This is a genomic window from Variovorax ginsengisoli (assembly GCF_030811835.1).
GTDB classification, from domain to species: domain Bacteria; phylum Pseudomonadota; class Gammaproteobacteria; order Burkholderiales; family Burkholderiaceae_C; genus Variovorax; species Variovorax ginsengisoli_C.
This window is the reverse complement of the sequence record NZ_JAUSRO010000021.1, coordinates 1-16,998: the sequence shown is the minus strand read 5'-3', so window position 1 is coordinate 16,998 and position 16,998 is coordinate 1. Positions and strand designations below refer to the sequence as shown.

General features: G+C 67.1%; 16 protein-coding genes. All 16 read left to right on the top strand.

Annotation, left to right across the window (positions count from 1 at the left end):
- Positions 1-24: 24 nt before the first annotated feature.
- The 16 genes from J2W36_RS24800 (at position 25) to J2W36_RS24725 (ending at position 16,876) form a co-directional block, all read left to right on the top strand.
- Positions 25-1,170, top strand: a complete 1,146-nt coding sequence (locus J2W36_RS24800) for a metallophosphoesterase family protein (RefSeq protein ID WP_307692457.1) — start codon at positions 25-27, stop codon at positions 1,168-1,170.
- Positions 1,167-3,845, top strand: a complete 2,679-nt coding sequence (locus J2W36_RS24795) for an AAA family ATPase (RefSeq protein WP_307692456.1) — start codon at positions 1,167-1,169, stop codon at positions 3,843-3,845. Before J2W36_RS24800 ends, J2W36_RS24795 begins: the two co-directional genes overlap by 4 nt.
- Positions 3,846-4,044: 199 nt before the next feature.
- Positions 4,045-5,151 (top strand): YybH family protein, encoded by a 1,107-nt coding sequence (locus tag J2W36_RS24790; RefSeq protein WP_307692455.1) that lies wholly within the window; start codon positions 4,045-4,047, stop codon positions 5,149-5,151.
- Complete coding sequence (locus J2W36_RS24785; protein ID WP_307692454.1) at positions 5,148-6,467, top strand: L,D-transpeptidase family protein; 1,320 nt, start codon at positions 5,148-5,150, stop codon at positions 6,465-6,467. The genes J2W36_RS24790 and J2W36_RS24785 overlap by 4 nt, the downstream gene beginning before the upstream one ends.
- A gap of 426 nt (positions 6,468-6,893) precedes the next feature.
- The gene (locus tag J2W36_RS24780) at positions 6,894-7,067 is read left to right on the top strand and encodes a Flp family type IVb pilin (protein ID WP_307692453.1); all 174 of its coding nucleotides are present in this window, start codon (positions 6,894-6,896) and stop codon (positions 7,065-7,067) included.
- Between the two features lie 14 nt (positions 7,068-7,081).
- Positions 7,082-7,582, top strand: coding sequence for an A24 family peptidase (locus tag J2W36_RS24775; RefSeq protein ID WP_307692452.1), 501 nt, complete (start codon positions 7,082-7,084; stop codon positions 7,580-7,582).
- A gap of 40 nt (positions 7,583-7,622) precedes the next feature.
- Positions 7,623-8,609, top strand: coding sequence for a Flp pilus assembly protein CpaB (gene cpaB, locus J2W36_RS24770; protein WP_307692451.1), 987 nt, complete (start codon positions 7,623-7,625; stop codon positions 8,607-8,609).
- Positions 8,609-9,931 (top strand): type II and III secretion system protein family protein, encoded by a 1,323-nt coding sequence (locus J2W36_RS24765; RefSeq protein ID WP_307692450.1) that lies wholly within the window; start codon positions 8,609-8,611, stop codon positions 9,929-9,931. The genes cpaB and J2W36_RS24765 overlap by 1 nt, the downstream gene beginning before the upstream one ends.
- A 31-nt stretch (positions 9,932-9,962) precedes the next feature.
- Positions 9,963-11,273, top strand: coding sequence for a CpaE/TadZ family protein (locus tag J2W36_RS24760; RefSeq protein ID WP_307692449.1), 1,311 nt, complete (start codon positions 9,963-9,965; stop codon positions 11,271-11,273).
- A gap of 2 nt (positions 11,274-11,275) precedes the next feature.
- A complete protein-coding gene (locus J2W36_RS24755; RefSeq protein ID WP_307692448.1) occupies positions 11,276-12,589 on the top strand; it encodes a TadA family conjugal transfer-associated ATPase in 1,314 nt (437 codons plus the stop codon).
- Complete coding sequence (locus J2W36_RS24750) at positions 12,582-13,589, top strand: type II secretion system F family protein (RefSeq protein WP_307692447.1); 1,008 nt, start codon at positions 12,582-12,584, stop codon at positions 13,587-13,589. Before J2W36_RS24755 ends, J2W36_RS24750 begins: the two co-directional genes overlap by 8 nt.
- Positions 13,586-14,569 carry a type II secretion system F family protein gene (locus tag J2W36_RS24745; protein WP_307692446.1) on the top strand — a complete coding sequence of 328 codons (984 nt, stop codon included), beginning with the start codon at positions 13,586-13,588 and terminating at the stop codon, positions 14,567-14,569. Before J2W36_RS24750 ends, J2W36_RS24745 begins: the two co-directional genes overlap by 4 nt.
- Positions 14,566-15,468 (top strand): tetratricopeptide repeat protein, encoded by a 903-nt coding sequence (locus tag J2W36_RS24740; protein ID WP_307692445.1) that lies wholly within the window; start codon positions 14,566-14,568, stop codon positions 15,466-15,468. The genes J2W36_RS24745 and J2W36_RS24740 overlap by 4 nt, the downstream gene beginning before the upstream one ends.
- Positions 15,465-15,893, top strand: a complete 429-nt coding sequence (locus tag J2W36_RS24735) for a DUF3613 domain-containing protein (RefSeq protein WP_307692444.1) — start codon at positions 15,465-15,467, stop codon at positions 15,891-15,893. Before J2W36_RS24740 ends, J2W36_RS24735 begins: the two co-directional genes overlap by 4 nt.
- A gap of 30 nt (positions 15,894-15,923) precedes the next feature.
- Entirely contained in the window at positions 15,924-16,433 is a 510-nt protein-coding gene (locus J2W36_RS24730) for a TadE/TadG family type IV pilus assembly protein (RefSeq protein WP_307692443.1), read from the top strand.
- Positions 16,430-16,876 carry a TadE/TadG family type IV pilus assembly protein gene (locus J2W36_RS24725; RefSeq protein WP_307692442.1) on the top strand — a complete coding sequence of 149 codons (447 nt, stop codon included), beginning with the start codon at positions 16,430-16,432 and terminating at the stop codon, positions 16,874-16,876. The genes J2W36_RS24730 and J2W36_RS24725 overlap by 4 nt, the downstream gene beginning before the upstream one ends.
- Positions 16,877-16,998 lie beyond the last annotated feature (122 nt).

Sequence of the window (16,998 nt, the reverse complement as noted above, 5' to 3'; positions counted from 1 at the left end):
CGGCCAGCCGGCTACGATCGCCGGATGCCCCTGTTTCTCCATACCGCTGACTGGCAGATCGGTCGCCAGTACAGCCAGTTCGCCCCGGACGATGCCGTGCCCATCGCCGAGGCCCGCATCGACGCCGTTTCCACGCTCGCCCGGCTGGCGGCCGAGCAGCGCGTGGACGCCGTGCTGGTCGCAGGTGATGTGTTCGATGCGCAGACCGTGGCCGACCGGACGATCCGGCGCCTGTTCAACGCCATGGCGGGTTTTGCCGGTCCGTGGATCCTGATTCCCGGCAACCACGACGCGGCGCTGGCGGAGAGCGTCTGGACGCGGGCACAGCGCCTGAACGCCGTGCCCTCGCACGTGCACCTGTCGCTGCAACCGCAGACGCTCGAATTCGAGGCGGCGGGCTTTGCCGTGCTGACTGCCCCGCTCACCCAGCGCCACACCTACAACGATCTCACCGAACGGTTCGACCGCGCAGAAACGCCCGCCGGGCTGCTGCGCATCGGCATGGCCCATGGCGCCGTCCAGGGCATCCTCGCTGCCGACATCGACTCGGCCAACCCCATCGCGCCGGAGCGTGCCGAACGCGCGCGCCTCGACTACCTGGCGCTCGGCGACTGGCACGGCTGCAAGCAGATCGACGCGCGCACTTGGTACAGCGGCACGCCGGAGACCGACCGTTTTCGCGCCAACGACCCCGGCTTCGCGCTGCGCGTGCAGATCGACGGGCCGGGCGCGCTGCCCGAGGTCACGTCGCTCGCGGTCGGCCGCTACCGCTGGTCGCAGGCCGTGCACACGCTGGCGGTCGCCAGCGATGCCGACGCGCTGATCGCCCGGCTGGCCACGCTGGATGAAGCCGACGTGGTGCAGATCGCGCTCGACGGCCAGACCGATCTGCAGAGCCTGGCGCGCATCCAGGCCGCAGCGAGCCAGGCCGAGGCACGCGCGCGCAGCCTGGCCGTCGACTTCGGCGCGTTGCGCCTGCTGCCGACCGATGCCGACATCCAGGCGCTGAACGCCGACGGTTATCTCGGCGACGTGATCGCCACGCTGCGCGACCGCCAGGCCGGCCCCGAGCCGCAGTTGGCCACGCAGGCGCTCGCCCTGCTCGCCGCGCTGCTGGCCGACCGGCGCGCGGCCGGTGCGGCACCTGTGTCGGTGGGAGCCACCGCATGAAGCTGACACGCATCCGCATCGAGCAGGTCCGGCAGTTTCGCAAGCCGTTCGAGCTGGCCGAGCTGGAGCCGGGACTCAACCTCTTCACCGGGCCGAACGAGGCGGGCAAGAGCACCGTCGTGCGCGCCATCCGTGCGGCCTTCTTCGAGCGGCATCGCTCCTCGAGCGTCGACGACCTGGTGCCCTATGGCGATTCGGTCGCGTCGCCCACGGTGGAGATCGACTTCGACATCGGCGCCGAACATCACCGGCTGCGCAAGACCTTTCTGCAACGCAAGCGCTGCGAACTGACCATCGGCGCGCGCCAGCTCGACGGCGAAGACGCCGAACAGCACCTGGCGCGCCTCCTGGGCTACGAGTTCTCCAGCCGGGGCGCAAGCAAGGCGGAACACTGGGGCATCCCGGGCCTGCTGTGGATCGAGCAGGGTGCGGGACAGGACATCAAGGCTGCGGTCGGGCACGCCACACCGCACCTGCAGACGGCGCTCGGCCAGTCGGTCGGCGACATCGCCAGCAGCCAGGGCGACGAAGTGGCCACGCGCATCAAGGCCGACCGCGACGCGTTGCTGACCCAGCCCGGCAAGCCGCGCGGTGCCTACGGCGAAGCGGTGGCCGAACGCGACCGCCTGGCCGCCGAGCTGTGCATGCTCGACGAACGCATCGAGACCTACCGCCACCAGGTCGACCAACTCGCGGCACTGACCGAGGAAGATGCGGCCGACCAGCGCACCCGGCCGTGGGAGCTTTTCCGCAGCCAGCTGCACGCGGCCGAACAGGCGCTGGCCGTGGCGCAGGGCCTGGACGCCAAGCTCGCTGCCGCGCGCGAGACGCTGCGCCAGCACGACGAGCGCGTGCAGTTGCTGCAGCAGCAGTGGGCCGGCTTCGACCAGCATGACCAGGCCCTGGCTCGCCGCGAAACCGCCGTGGCCGCGGCCGACCAGAAGGTGGCGGCGCTGCAGGCCGCACTGGCGCACCGCACGGCCCACGCGGCGGCCGCGGCCGAGCGCCATGGCGCGGCGTTGCAGGCGGTCGAGCGCGCGGAGCAGGAAGACCTGCGCGCCGGCCTGCTGCGCCGTTGCAGCGATGCGCAAGCGCAGGCTTCGGCGTTGGCCCGCGCGGTTGAAGAGGCACAGGCGCAGCACACCCAGCTGGCGGCGCTGCGCAGCGTCGGCCTCGAGAACGAGATTGCCGAGGCTTCGGTGCGCCAGCTGCGCGAACAGCGACTCGCGCTGCGCGAGCTGCAGATTCGCCAGGAAGCCGCCGCCACCCGCGTGCGTTACACGCTGACTGCGCCCGGACTGCGGCTCGGCGACGAAGCGCTGGAGGGCGAAGGCGAGCGCCTGATCGCGTTGCCCACCGAGCTGCAGGTGCCCGGCGTTGGCCGGCTCGTCATCAGCCCCGGCGGCAGCGACCTTGCCGCACAGGCGCAGCAGGCGGCCGAACTGCGCGTGCAGCATGCGGCCTTGCTGCAGCGACTCGGTGTAGCCGACGCGGATGCGGCCGAGGCGCGGCTCGCACGCCACACGCAAGCGCTGGCCGACCAGAAGCAGGCCGAGCGCGCCCTGAAGGTCTTTGCGCCGCAAGGCATGGAGGCCCTGACGGCCAGCCTCGAAGCGCAACACCAGCGCGGCAGGGAAGCCGCCGCCCAGCTTGCGCGCCTGCCTGCGCCACCGGAAGGGGACGTGGCCTCGGTCGCGGACGCCCGGCATGCGCAGCAGTCGGCGCGTGCCGCGCTCGACGCACTCAGCGACCAAGCCAGCGAGGCCACCGCCGCCGTGCACACCGCGCAGGCCCAGGCCGAAGCCGAGCGGCGCGAGCGCGATGCGCTTCGTGCCCTGCACGATGACCCCGCGCGTGCCACCATGCGCGCCGACGTCGGCAGCCGGCTGGCCGCCACGCGCGCCGAGCAGGCTGCACAGCAGGCACAGGTGAACGCGCTGGAGCACGAGGTGGCCAAGGCCCATCCGGCCCTGCTCGCACAGGACGTGCAGCGCCTGGCGCGCAGTGCCGAGCAAGCCCAGCGCGCAGCCGCCGACCGTCGGCAACGCATCACCCATCTGCGCGGCACGCTGGAAGCGACGGGCGCACAGGGCCTGGAGGAAGAACGGGCCGAGCTGGCCGCACGCGCCCACGCAGCGCAGCGCCGACATGACGAGCTGCAGTTGCGCGCGCAGGCATTGGCATGGATCCACGACCTCATCGAGGCCAAGCGCCGCGAGGCCACGCAGCGTCTGCAGGCACCGCTGCAAAAACACATTGCCCACTACCTGCAGGTGCTGTTTCCCGGCGCGACGCTCGCGCTGGGCGACGACCTGACGCCGGCCCTGCTCACCCGCGGCAACGCCACCGGCGCCACGGGCGGCGGGGGTGGCACGGGCGGCGGGGGTGGCACGGGCGGCGGTCGCGCGACCTTCGACATGCTCAGCTTCGGCGCGCGCGAGCAGATGGCACTCATCAGCCGGCTCGCCTATGCCGACCTGCTCAAGGAGGCCGGCCGACCGACGCTGTTGATCCTCGACGATGCGCTGGTCCACAGCGACGCCCAGCGCCTGGGCGAGATGAAGCGCGTGCTTTACGACGCCGCACAGCGCCACCAGCTGCTGCTTTTCACCTGCCATCCCGAGGCCTGGCGCGACCTGGGCGCGATACCGCGGCCGATTGCATCCACACCCTGAGGCCTTGGAACGCCTGGACTTTCGAGCATTCATACGAAAGTACTGTTGCCAAAAAACGGCGGCTCAATGGGCCGCGCCGCAGGCCGATGCGCCGCGACGGCAGCGATAATTCGCGTCCTCTTTGTCGCTTCATGGGTCGGCCGTCCGCCCCTGTTGCCAACGTCGTTGCCACGCCGCCTCCGCCCCGCGTTCGAACACCATGAATTCTCTTCGCGCCCCCCTGGTCAAGCCGCTCTGCGCCATGGCGCTGACCCTCGCCTGCATGGCGCCGGCCACAGCCAGTGACTACGATGATGTCGATCGCCTCACGCAGGCCGGCAAGCTGGACGAGGCCCTGGTGCGCGCCGACAAGTTCCTGGCGAACAACCCACGCGATCCGCAGATGCGCTTCTTGAAGGGCGTGGCCCAGATCGATGCGGGCAAGAGCGCCGACGCCATCGCTACCTTCACCCGCCTGACGCAGGATGCGCCCGAGCTGCCCGAGCCCTACAACAACCTGGCGGTCATCTACGCAAGCCAGGGCCAGTACGACAAGGCCCGCAGCACGCTCGAAAGCGCGATCCGCACCAACCCGAGCTATTCGACCGCGCACGAGAACCTGGGCGACGTCTACGCGCGCCTGGCCAGCCAGGCGTACAGCAAGGCGCTGCAACTCGATCAGGGCAACACGGCCGTGGCGCCCAAGCTGGCGGTGATCCGCACGCTGGTCAGCCCGACGACTGCCGGCACGGCGACGAACGTGGCGCGTGGGGCGAAGGATCGGACGGTGGTGGCGGCCGCCCCCGCGCCTGCGCCTGCGCCTGTTGCACCTGCGGTTACGCCCGCTGCGCCGGCGGCGAAGGCAGCCGCACCGGCCGCCGTCGCTGCTGCACCGCTTGCAGCGCCTCGGCCCGCGGCAGCGCCGCTGACGCCAGCACCGGTGCCGTCCGCCGCAGCACCCGCCCCCGTGGCGGACAAGGCCGGCGCACCCACGGGCGAGGTCGAATCTGCCGTGCGCGCCTGGGCCGGCGCCTGGGCTGCGCAGGAAATGGACGACTACCTGGCCGCCTACGGCCCGGACTTCACGCCCGCTGGCGGACAGAGCCGCAAGGCCTGGGAAGAAGAACGCCGCGCGCGCATCGTGGGCAAGTCGAACATCAGCGTGGCGGTCTCGAACCTGGCGATCACCTTCAACGGCGACACCGCCATCGCCAAGTTCCGCCAGTCTTACCGCGCCGACAGCCTCAACATCAACAGCCGAAAGACGCTCGAGCTCACGCGCCACCAGGGCCGCTGGCGGATCGTCAAGGAAGCTGTCGGCGGGTGAACCGCCAGGTGAACCGGCGCGTGGCTCGCAGCCTGCTGAGCGTCGCGGTGCTGGCGGCCGCATTGGGGGTGCCAGCGGTGTCTGCGTCGTCAAGCGCCTCGGCATCTTCGGCGCCGACATCGGCACAGCCCCGGGAATCTGCGCGCAAGGCAGCCGCGCGGCGGGCCGCCACAGCCACCCACGGCCCGATCCAGAGTGCCGACAAGGCCGAGACGCGGCTCATCGGCGTGTATGAACTCTTCGGCCGCGGCAAGAGCAGCGCTGCGCTGGCGAGCGCCGAAAAGCTGGTCAAGGACTACCCGAACTTCCAGCTGGCGCAACTCGTGTACGCCGACCTGCTCGCGGCGCGCGTGGCGCCGGCGCGCAATCTGGCGAACGGCGCGTCGGCCACCCGCATGGGCGCGGGGCCGGCACTGGCCGAACTGCAGGAAGAATCGCAGCGCCGCCTGCAGTCGCTGCGCGAACGACCGCCTGCGGGCACGGTGCCGTCGCAGTTCCTTGCGCTGTCGGCACGCACACGCTACGCGGTGGCCGTCGACGCATCTCGCTCGCGGCTCTACTTGCTGCAGAACACCGCCGACAAAGGCATGCAGGTGGTCGCCGACTACTACATCTCCGTCGGCAGAGCCGGCATCGGCAAGCTGGCCGAGGGCGATGCCCGTACGCCGCTGGGCGTGTACCACGTCACCAGCAACCTCGACCCGAAGTCGCTGCGCGACTTCTATGGCGCGGGCGCCCTGCCCATCAACTACCCGAACCCCTACGACGTGCGCAAGGGCCGCACAGGCAGCGGCATCTGGCTGCACGGCACGCCCGCGCAGCAGTACGCGCGCGCGCCGCAGGCGACCGATGGCTGCGTGGTCATGTCGAACACCGACCTGCGCGAGTTGTTGCGCCGGGTCGAGGTCGGCACCACGCCGGTGGTCATCGCCTCCAGCCTGAAATGGATCACGCCCCAGCAGGCGAAAAACGACCTCGGCAATTTTGGCGACGTGCTCAACGCCTGGCGCGAAGCCCGCACGTCGAGCGACCCGGCGCAGTTGCAGCGGTTCTACGCCGCCGATGTGCAGCCCGCGCTGCCCAGGGGCATGACGCTTGTGTCCACCCGGCCCGGCACGACCAACGTACCGCCAGCGCCGGTGCGCCCCCTCGTGCTCAAGGACGTGTCTTTCCTCAATTGGAAGGACAACGACGACACCATGGTCGTGACCTTCGGCGAAGTTCGCGAGGGCGAGAAAACCGGCCGAAGCCGCCGCCAGTACTGGCTGCGCGTCGGCCGTGACTGGAAAATTTTTCAGGAAGACCTGACCAGCTGAGGTCAGCGTCCGGTCACGTTACACAACGTGACTTTTTTCACACATTTAGAAGTATTTGCGGTTCCCAGGGTTTTCACCATGGTCGCCGAGTGTTACGAGACACAACTCTGAAACAGAGCCGTAACAATCACGTAACACGCGGATGCTGATCCGGCGGCATTGCTTACGGGATGTTTCAAGTCATTGATTTGAAAGACTTTTTTAAGCCATGTCTTAAGACATGGCGATCAGATCGCGCCAGAACAAGGCGACGCACGCTCGGCATCGTTCTTGCGCAAACCGGAACAACGAATCGCCAGATGACCCTTGCTAAATTGTGTGTACTTTCAGTGTATTGATACAAGAAATTACGATGAATACGATGACTTCGCCGCATTAGAAACGGCAATTAAAAGTAATTCTCAACTCCATGTCACGAGGTCAATTATGAAAAACGCCATTGTCAATTTTCTTCGCGATGAAGAGGGTGCTACTGCTATTGAGTATGGGTTGATTGCCGGGTTGATTTCGATCGCAATTGCGGTCGTTGTCGGAACCATCGGTACAAACCTGAATGATCTCTTTACAACGATTAGCGAAAAACTGGTTGCCCCGACCTAATTTCGGGGCGAGACATGGTCGGCGTTTGGCTGATTTGGCTGTGCGCCACCGTGTACTTCGATTTCAAAGCGCGCCGAGTGCCCAACTGGCTTGTCCTCTCAGGACTCGCCTTTGCATCAATCGCGCTGTCGACAGGTCGACAGCCGTTTGAGCTCTTGTGGACCCATGCGCTCATTGCAAGTCTGGCTGCATTTCTTTTCTTCCTTGTCTTTTATGCCTTCAAGGTCATGGGTGCAGGAGATGTCAAATTCGCAGGCGTACTTGCCCTTTGGGTGGGCCTGACGCCTTTTACATGGATCTGGCTCATGGCCAGTGTATTGGCCGGATTGCATGCCGCGCTCTTTTTGGTATCCAAAAGACAGCCGCTGCCCTTCGTTTTAATGAAACTGGTTCACGGACCGGCAATCAACGACCCTTCGAAGTTCGTCAAGTCCAAGCAGATTCCGTACGCTGGTTATTTAGCCTTGTCAGCCATTGCCTGGCTTCTTCTTTTCAAGCAAACCCCTGGTTCGTAACAAGGTCGACACCCAATAGCCTCAGTGCACAGAGAGATATATGGTCAATTTGAGCAAAATCATTGCGGCCATCCTGGTGCTGCTTGCCATCCTCCTCGGGGTCTATGCCTGGATGCTGGGCAGAAAACCCGCCGTCGCGCCGCCAGCCCCCACGGCAGCGGCTGCGCCGGCCACTCCAACGACCACCTTCCCCGTGGTCTTCATCGCAAAACCCGTCGCGGCCGGCACGCCCATTCCCGCGGACGCACTGCGCATCGAACAGCTTCCGGTGAACCCGCCGGATGCGTTGCACGACATCGGCACCGCCACCGGGCGCATTCCGGTCTTCGACATGGCGGCCAACAGCCCGGTGCTTGAATCCCAGCTTGTCTCGGGCCTGGCCCTGCGCGTGCAGGACGGCGAACGCGCCGTGGCGATCAAGGCCGACGAAATCATGGGTGTGGGCAACCGCATCCGCCCTGGCGACTTCGTCGACGTGTTCTTCGTGCTGAAGACAGACAACAAGGAAATCGACAACAGCCAGGTTCGTCTGCTGCTGGCACGCAAACGGGTGCTGGCGTTCGGCAACGCGTCGGTCGATGGCATGCCGAGCAAGGACGCCAGTAACAATGCCCAGCAACGCGCGGACGTGCCGCGAACGGCGGTCCTGGCGGTGCCGATCGAGGAAGTCAACAGCCTCACGTTGGTGGAAAACAGCGGCCGCCTGGTGCTGGCATTGCGCAACCCGGCAGACACCTCGGTACCGGACCCTTCTCTCTTTGCCGAATTGCCCGCCGCGCTCACGGCGCGACCGGTCAAGGCGGGGCAAGCGCTGCCGGTGCTCAGCGGTATCGACAAGGCCCAGGCGGGTCTGGCAGTGACCGACTTTGCGGCTCTGGGTGAGCGCAGATCACGCGCAACCAACGTGTCAGCCCCGGCCCGCACCCCCCTCCCCGTTCGCACTTCAGCCAACACGACGCCCAGGCCGCGCAGCGGCAACGAAGTGGAAGTGATCCGTGGCGACAAACGAGAAACGCTGAGCTACTGATGAACCAGCCATCCACGTCCCTGGTCCTGCCCGCTTCGGCCGGCGGCAAACGCTTTGCCTGCGCGTCGCGCCTGGCGCTCCTGTCGTCGGTCTGCGCATTGCCGCTGGCTGCCGTGAACGCGGCCGGTCCCAGCCAGAAGCTCGCGGTCGATGCCGGCGCGCAGCGGGAACTGATCATCGACAAGGGCGTGGACCGCCTGGCGATCGCCGACGAAGCGGTCGCCAGCATCGCGCTGACCCGCAAGGACAAGGCATCTGCCGCCGCAGCGCGCCTGATCGTGACGGGGAAGGCCCCCGGCAGCACCACGCTGATGATCTGGGAAAAGGGCAGCAGCGCGGCGACCACCTATGTGATCGAGGTGGCGCGACGCGCGGCCGTCGTGGAGGGCACGTTCGACAGCGTGGCCGCGCAGCGCACGGTGGCGGACGTCATCGTGGCGTCGCAGCCCAAGGACGCGCCTGTCATCGACAGGTCGATGGTCCATGTGCGCAGCCACACGGTGCAGGTGGAGGTGAAGATCGTCGAATTCAGCCGCAGTGTGCTCAAGGAAGTCGGCTTTAATTTGTCTGGCTACGGCCCTAACAGCCACAACTTCAGCTTCAGCAGCAGCACGCCATCTGCGAGTTCGATCGCCGATGCATTTGCGCTGACGCTTGGGTTTGGAAATGCCAACAAGGGCCGAGGACTGATCGCGGGACTCAATCTTCTTGAGAGCAATGGTTTGGCTCGTGTCCTCGCAGAACCGACCTTGGTCGCCATGACCGGCCAGAGCGCCAGCTTCCTCGCGGGCGGCGAGCTGCCCGTGCCGGTATCCCAAAGCCTGGGTAGCACCACCGTCCAATACAAACCCTTCGGCATCGGCCTGACGGTCAGCCCGACGGTGCTTTCGAACGACCGCATCGCGCTGAAGGTCGCGCCTGAGGCGAGCGACCTCGACTACAACAACGCGGTCAACGTCGATGGCCTGGCTGTGCCCGCCATCACGACGCGCCGCGCCGACACGACCGTGGAGCTCGGCGACGGTGAAAGCTTCGTCATCGGCGGACTCGTCAGCCGCTCGACGGTGTCCAATGCAGCCAAGGTGCCGCTCCTGGGCGACCTGCCCATCATCGGCAACTTCTTCAAGCAGCAGTCGTACACGATGAACGAGAAGGAACTCGTCATCGTCGTGACGCCGCGCCTGGTCAAGCCCCTGGCGCGCGGCACGGACGTGGCTTCGCAGTTGCCCGGCGCCGCCGAGCAGCGCGACGGCCCGGTGTGGCGCACGATGATGGTGGGCGGCATCGGCGGCGGCAGCGTGCTGCCCGGCTTCTCGAAATAGGGGGCCCGGCATTGCCGCTTCTCCTCCTGCCATGAACATGCCGCGCAACCGCGCCCTGGGTTATGGCGCAGACACCTATCTCTTCGCTTCGAACAGCGGGTCCAACGTGACGTGGCTGCTGAGTGCGCTGCAGCGCAGCGGCACCGTGGTGCCGAGCATGCTCAACGCCGACGTCCTCAACGAACGCATCGCAGCCATCGGTCCGCAGGCGCTCTTTCTCGACTTCTCCGGCGACCAGTCGGCGGCGGCGGCCGAAGTGCATCGCCAGGTCAAACGGGACTGGCCCGCGCTGCCGATTCTCGGCACCGGCCCGGCGTCGCAGCCCACGGCCGTGCTGACGGCGCTGCGCGCGGGCGTCAACGATTTCGTGGACATCACGGCGGCGCCGGAAGACGTTGTCGCCACCCTGGCGGCGATGCTGGAGCGCGGTACCCAGGAGCAGGCAACGCGCCACGGCCGCACCATCGCACTCCTGGGTGCGCGGGCTGGCATGGGCGTGACCACACTGGCCACGCACCTGGCCGTGCTGCTGCAGGAAATGCTCAAGCCCGCCGAGGCCGCAGCATCCACACCGGCGGCCGGCATGCCGGTGTCCCCTGCACGCGGCATCGCGCTGCTCGACCTGGGCCTGCCTGCGCGCGATGGCCTGCTGTACCTGGACACGGCCAGCGATTTCAACTTCGTCGATGGCGCGCGCAATCTGCGACGCCTCGACCAGACCCTGGTGCAGACGGCGCTCGCACACCACAACAGCGGCGCGGTGGTGCTGCCGCTGCCAGCCAGCCTGGCGCAGGTGCGCGAGATCTCGCATGCCGACTCCATGGCGCTCGTCAAGCGGCTCGCCGACTTCTTCGACTTCCAGATCGCCGACCTGGGCGGCTTCTCGCTCACCGAGTTCGTGGCGCAGACCGTGCTCGAAGCCGACAAGACCTGGGTCGTGTGCGACCTGAGCATCGGCGGCATCGTCTCCACCGCCAACCTGCTGCGCGACCTGCGGGGCCACGGCGTCGACCCAGCTCGCCTGGCGCTGGTGGTCAACAAGATGGACAAGCACGTGGGGCTGCCGGCCAGTGACATCGCCACCCGGCTGGGCCTGCCGCTTGCGCATGTGCTGCCGATGCGCAGTGCGCCGCTGCTCGCCGCCGCCAGCCGCGGCGAGATGCTGGCGAGCACCTCACGCAGCGACCCCTATGTGCAGGCGGTGCTCGGCATGGCAAGGAGCCTGCTGCGCGACTACGCCGACGGCAGCAACTGGCCTGCCCCATCCGAATCGCCCTGGCGCGCGCGCATTGCGCGGCTGACCGGCAAATGGAAACGCGCGACCGGCGCGAGACAAGGCTGAGCATGTCCTCCGATATCGCATTTGCAGACGACAACGACACCTTTCGGAATTCGCAGCAGTTCCAGGACATCAAGAGCTGGACGCACGAACACCTGCTCAGCCGCATCGAGGAACTGGGGGCGGAGTTCGGGCGCTGGTCGCGCGCCTCCATCCAGCAGTTCGTCGAGCTGGAACTCGACAGCTTCGTGCGACTGCAGCGCGTGCCGGTCAACGACCGCGAAATGCTGCTCATCGCCGACGCCCTGACCAAGGAGCTGGCCGGCTTCGGCCCGCTGGAAGACCTGCTCAACGACCCGGACGTCGAGGACATCCTCATCAACGGCCACAAGCAGATCTACGTGTCGCGCCACGGCGTGCTGCAACGCGAATCGCTGCGCTTCAACGACGAGGAGCATGTGCTGCGCATCGTGCGCCGCATCCTCGCACCGCTGGGCCGCCGGCTCGACGAATCGAACCCGATGGTGGATGCGCGGCTGCCCGACGGCGGGCGCATCAACGCCATCATCGAGCCGCTGGCGATCGACGGCATGTCGGTGTCGATCCGCAAGTTCCGCAAGGACCCGCTCAAGCCCGCCGACCTGGTGCAACTGGGCACCTTCGACGCCACGATGGCGCAGCTGCTGGAAATTGCCGTCAAGTCGCGCTGCAACATCATCGTGAGCGGCGGCACCAGCTCGGGCAAGACCTCGCTGCTGAACGCGCTGGCCACCTTCATTCCAGAGACCGAACGGGTGGTGACCATCGAGGACACGGCCGAACTGTCGCTCGGCCACGCGCACGTGGTGCGCCTGGAAAGCCGGCCCGGCGGCTTCGACGGTGCGGGCATCGTGTCGATCCGCGACCTGCTGCGCAACAGCCTGCGCATGCGGCCCGACCGGATCATCGTGGGCGAAGTGCGCGGTGCCGAAGTCATCGAGATGATGCAGGCGATGAACACCGGCCACGACGGCTCGATGGGCACCATCCACGCCAGCTCGCCACGCGAATGCCTGTACCGCCTGGAGATGCTGGCGGGCTTTGCCGGCTACCAGGGCAGCGAGTCGAGCCTGCGGCGCCAGATCGCGAACGCGGTGGACTTCATCGTGCAGATCGGCCGCCTCTCCGGCGGCCAGCGACGCATCCTGTCGATCTCGGAGATCACCGGCGTCAACGACAACGTGGTGGCCATGCAGGAGCTCTACCGCTACGACCCGGTGGTCAGCCCTGACGGCCAGGAACGCGACCGCTGGGTCTCGCTGGGCATCGCGCCGCATTCGGCCAAGGTCACACGCTTCCGACAGACGCTGCAGCGCGAGGGAGGTGATGCACGTGCTTAGAGCGCTCGTCGTCGTCACCGTGCTGGCCTTGCTGCTGGCCGCTGCCGGCCTGTGGCTGTGGCAATGGGCCGTGGCACGCCAGTCGCGGATGGCGGCCGTACGCCACCTCGACGCGCAGATGAAGGAACGCGTGGCGGGCGAGGCCGCCACAATCGATGCGGGGCGTGGCCGCGCCGCAAGCGGACTGCTCGCAATGGGCACCTTGAGTGGCGACCCCTGGGCCAACGCGACGACGGCGCAGGCTTCGGCCGCTGCCGCGCGCAAGGGCCTTGTGGGCAAGCTCAAGCTGCCGCAAAAGCTGCAGGGCGTGGTCACTTTACCGGTGTTGGCCATGGCCGTGGTCGGCGACCTGGTGCTATGCGCACTGGCGCTCGCGCTCGGCGGTGGGCTGGCGGCGGGCACGGCCTTTGTCGTGCTCGCGCTGCTGGGTGCCCTGGTGATCTGGATGCGCACGCAAAAGATGAAGCGCACGCTGGTGCGCCAACTGCCAGGCTTCATCGATTCGATGGTCCGTCTGATCACCATCGGCAACTCGACGCACGCAGCGTTCCAGTTGTCGGTTGCGACCACCAAGTCACCGCTGCGTGAGTACATGGAAGGCGCCAGCAGCCTCGTGCGGGCAGGCGTCGACCTGGACCAGGCGCTCAATCAGATGGCGCGCAACGTGGACATCGAAGAGATGTACCTGCTCGCCTCCATCCTGGGGCTGGGCGTGCGCTACGGCGGCCGCGCCGACGTGCTGCTCGAACGCGTTGCGGGCTTCATGCGCGACCGGGAGCAGGCCGAGGCCGAACTGGTGGCCATGTCGGCCGAAACCCGGCTGTCCGCGTGGATTCTGGGCCTGCTGCCCATCGTCGTGGGCGGCGCCATCGTGATGCTCAACCCCGGCCACTTCAACCGCATGCTCACCGACAGCACGGGCCAGACGCTGATCTTCAGCGCAGCCGGCCTGCAGTTGCTGGGCGTGTTCTTTCTGTACCGACTGGCGAGGCTCGCATGACCGCCGACCAGCTCACCGTCCTGAGTCTCTCGCTGTTCGCGCTCGGCCTGCTGATTGCCGCAGGCCTGCTCGTGCTGCGTGAAGTGCAACGCGCCCGCAGCGGCCAGACCCTCGGCCGTGCCATCCAGCGCGGCCTGGCTGCGCAGAAAAGCGAAGGCTGGCAACCCGCCAACAAGGCGCCATTGCGCACCAGCGCCGACGATGCACCGCTGATGGGAACGCAGCCCATGCAGGAGCTGCCGGCGCATTGGCTGCAGAGCGGCATCGGCCGCGCGCTGGTGGCCGACGAAGACCGGCGGCTCATCGACCAGTGCGGGTTCGAGTCGGTGCGCGCGCAACTGGGCTTTCTGGTCATTCGCAGCTTTCTGGCTTTGGCACTGCCCGCGCTGGGCTATGTGGCCGTTCAGACCGGCACCGTCAAATTGAACGCGGCCCTGGTGATGGCCTTTGCCTGCATCGTCGGCTTCATGGCGCCCAAGTGGGTGTTGGGCCGCATCGCTGCGGGTCGGCGCGAGCAGGTCGCCGGCGAGCTGCCGCTTTTCGTCGACCTGCTGCGCCTGCTGCAGGGCGTGGGCCTGAGCCTTGACCAGAGCCTGCAGATCATGGCCGACGACTTCGGCCACGTGCTGCGCATCCTCGCCAAGGAGCTGGCGATTGCCAACCGCCAGTACGGCCAGGGCCGCACGCGCGAACATTCGCTGCAGCGCCTGGCGTCCTTGCACGACAACGAGAACCTCGCGGGCCTGGTCGCCCTGCTGGTGCAGGTCGACCGCCACGGCGGCGCCGTGCAGGAACCGCTGCATCAGTTCAGCGAACGGCTGCGCGAAAGCCGGCGCTCCGAACTCAAGGGCCGCATTGGCAGGATCACCGTCAAGATGACCGGCGTGATGGTGACCACGCTGCTGCCCGCGCTCATCATCGTCACCGCAGGACCCGGCTTCCTGGCCGTGATCCGTTCTCTGGGAGCCATCGCCAAATGAGCCCGATCACATGTCTTGGGGGCCGTGCCCGTGCGTCGCGCAGGCTGCAGTCAGGCCTGGCACTCGCGGTGCTGTTGGCACTTGGCGCCTGCAGCGCAACCAAGCCCAAGCCCTTCTACCAGGCGGCGGAAGCCCAGCAGCTGCGCGCCGCCGCGGAAGCGACTGCGTCGTCGGCCACGTCGAGCGCGGCCATGGCCAACACCGCATCGACCTACATCCGCCTGGTCGACCAGATGCAACGCGATGGGCTGTGGTTCGCATCGCTGGCCCACATCGACGCACTGGAGCAGCGCTGGGGTGTATCGCCAGAGTCGAACCGGCTGCGCGCCGACGCGTTGCGGCAGACCGACCAGCCCGAGGCCAGCCGCAGGATGTACGACAAGCTGATAGGCACGCCGCTGGAAGGCGCGGGCTACCACGGGCTGGGCCTGCTCGCCGGCAGCCAGTCCGACTTTCCGCTGGCCATCCGCATGCTGGAACAGGCCCAGCGCCGCAACCCCATCGACGCGCTGCTCCTGAGCGACATGGGCTATGCGCAGATGCGCGCCGGCCAACTGCCCGCGGCACGCATTCCGTTGATGCAGGCGCTGCAGCTGCAGCCGGACAACCAGCGCATCCAGGTGAATGTGGCGCTGTACCTGCAGGCCAGCGGCCAGACGGAACAGGCTCTGGCGTTGATGAACGCGAGCAACATGCCGGCGGCCACGCGCAGCGTCATCGCCGATGCGGCGAGCCGCATGGCGGTGGGCGTTGTGCCCGCTGCAGCACCCGACGCCGCGCTGTCCCTGAAAACGGCGGCGTGGCCACGGCGCGTGCATGTGATGGTGCGGCCCGACCCCTTGGCCACAGACAGCCCCAACACCCTGCCCACCCTTCTGCCCGCTGGAGACAAGCCATGACCTCTTTCGCACCGCCAACCTTGCAAGCAGGCTGCGCCACCCGCGTGATGATCCATCTTTCCGGTGCCGCGGCACTCGCGCTGACGGCCCTGGGTGCACAGGCGCAGTCGGTGGCATGGACACCCTCGTCGCCCGTGGCGGCGGTGCAGGTGCCGACAGCGCCCCCAACAGCCGCCGTGGAATCGGCCGAGCCACGGGAACCGGCCGAGGAAGAATGGAAGCCTGCGCTGAAAGTGGGCGATGCGACACGGGGCCTGCTGGCGCTCCAGAGCAGCGGCGCAGCGGCGTCGCCGGTGGCGCGACCAATTCCAGGGGACGTGGCCGGTCGGAGCTATCAGCGGTATATCAAGAGCTTTGACTATGCGATTCCAGAGCGGTTTGGGGCAGCCGTCAAGAGCTCGGGACTGAACTCGGGCTCCCAATAGTTTGCGCAGTCCGTTGATGTGGAACAGAGCATGAGCCCGGACCGCATCGTCCGCCGTCTCCGCACCAGACAGCTGCAAGGAGGTGCCTACGCGGTGGAGTACGCCATCGTGTTCCCCATCTTCTTCGCCGTCCTTTACGCCATCATCAGCTACGGCATCGTGTTCTCTATCCGGCTTGCCATGCAACACGCTGCCGAAGAAGGTGCGCGCGCGAGTCTTCGGTACTGCGGCACGCAGCTGGCATGCCGGCAAACCGCGGCCGAGGCCGTCGCTAGGGAGCGCATGTCGTGGCTGGCCCACACCACCGTGGTGGCGAAGACCTGTCGGCTCGGCATCGATTGCGCGGCCGAGTCGACACCGACGCTGACGTGCGGCTCGGTGTTGACGCAGCGCTGCCAGATCGTGGTGACCGTCGACTACGACTACGCGGCCCATCCCCTGGCACCCGCCCTGCCTGGGCTTGGCGTCCTGCTTCCCGCTCAGTTGCAGGGGCGCGCCAGCATGCTTCTTGTCGACGGAAAGATGGTAGGAACCTCATGAACCCTTCGGATCGGTCCCCATCAAGGCAAAGGCAACGCGGTGTCGCGGCGATCGAATTCGCCTTGATCTTCTCGCTGTTGCTCGCCTTCATTTACGGTATCGCCACCTTCGGCTCCGTGCTCTACACCCAACAGGCAGTCTCGCGCGCGGCCGAAGATGGCGCGCGCGCACTGATGGCGTTCAACGGCCCTGTCACGCAGGCCACGGTAACCGCCGTGAAGGGCGCTGTGCACGACTCCCTCGCAAGCTCGCTGATCGGCCCGCCGGGCACGGTCACCACAGCCGCACGAAAAACGTGGCTGGAGAGCAATCTGACGGTTCAGGTCAATACCAACGGCTTGATTCGGGTGATCTATCCCTACAGCGACAACCGGATGCTGAATCTCTCGGAAGCCTGGGTGCCCGATGTCATCGTGGGTACCGCAAGGATCACCCTGTCATGAGTGGAATGCACAGATGAGAACTTCGGCTGAGCTGGCCCCTTGAATGACAGGACACGGTCTATCGCTTATCTTTGAAGATAGGAGTAGGACTGTGAATACGACTAGGAATACGGATACCGTCG

Excerpts from the sequence above, each read along its gene's own strand:
- J2W36_RS24800 (WP_307692457.1), top strand. The coding sequence starts at position 25 with ATGCCCCTGTTTCTCCATACCGCTGACTGGCAGATCGGTCGCCAGTAC.
- J2W36_RS24795 (WP_307692456.1), top strand. The coding sequence starts at position 1,167 with ATGAAGCTGACACGCATCCGCATCGAGCAGGTCCGGCAGTTTCGCAAG.
- J2W36_RS24790 (WP_307692455.1), top strand. The coding sequence starts at position 4,045 with ATGAATTCTCTTCGCGCCCCCCTGGTCAAGCCGCTCTGCGCCATGGCG.
- J2W36_RS24780 (WP_307692453.1), top strand. The coding sequence starts at position 6,894 with ATGAAAAACGCCATTGTCAATTTTCTTCGCGATGAAGAGGGTGCTACT.
- J2W36_RS24775 (WP_307692452.1), top strand. The coding sequence starts at position 7,082 with ATGGTCGGCGTTTGGCTGATTTGGCTGTGCGCCACCGTGTACTTCGAT.
- cpaB (WP_307692451.1), top strand. The coding sequence starts at position 7,623 with ATGGTCAATTTGAGCAAAATCATTGCGGCCATCCTGGTGCTGCTTGCC.
- J2W36_RS24765 (WP_307692450.1), top strand. The coding sequence starts at position 8,609 with ATGAACCAGCCATCCACGTCCCTGGTCCTGCCCGCTTCGGCCGGCGGC.
- J2W36_RS24760 (WP_307692449.1), top strand. The coding sequence starts at position 9,963 with ATGAACATGCCGCGCAACCGCGCCCTGGGTTATGGCGCAGACACCTAT.
- J2W36_RS24755 (WP_307692448.1), top strand. The coding sequence starts at position 11,276 with ATGTCCTCCGATATCGCATTTGCAGACGACAACGACACCTTTCGGAAT.
- J2W36_RS24745 (WP_307692446.1), top strand. The coding sequence starts at position 13,586 with ATGACCGCCGACCAGCTCACCGTCCTGAGTCTCTCGCTGTTCGCGCTC.
- J2W36_RS24740 (WP_307692445.1), top strand. The coding sequence starts at position 14,566 with ATGAGCCCGATCACATGTCTTGGGGGCCGTGCCCGTGCGTCGCGCAGG.
- J2W36_RS24735 (WP_307692444.1), top strand. The coding sequence starts at position 15,465 with ATGACCTCTTTCGCACCGCCAACCTTGCAAGCAGGCTGCGCCACCCGC.
- J2W36_RS24730 (WP_307692443.1), top strand. The coding sequence starts at position 15,924 with ATGAGCCCGGACCGCATCGTCCGCCGTCTCCGCACCAGACAGCTGCAA.
- J2W36_RS24725 (WP_307692442.1), top strand. The coding sequence starts at position 16,430 with ATGAACCCTTCGGATCGGTCCCCATCAAGGCAAAGGCAACGCGGTGTC.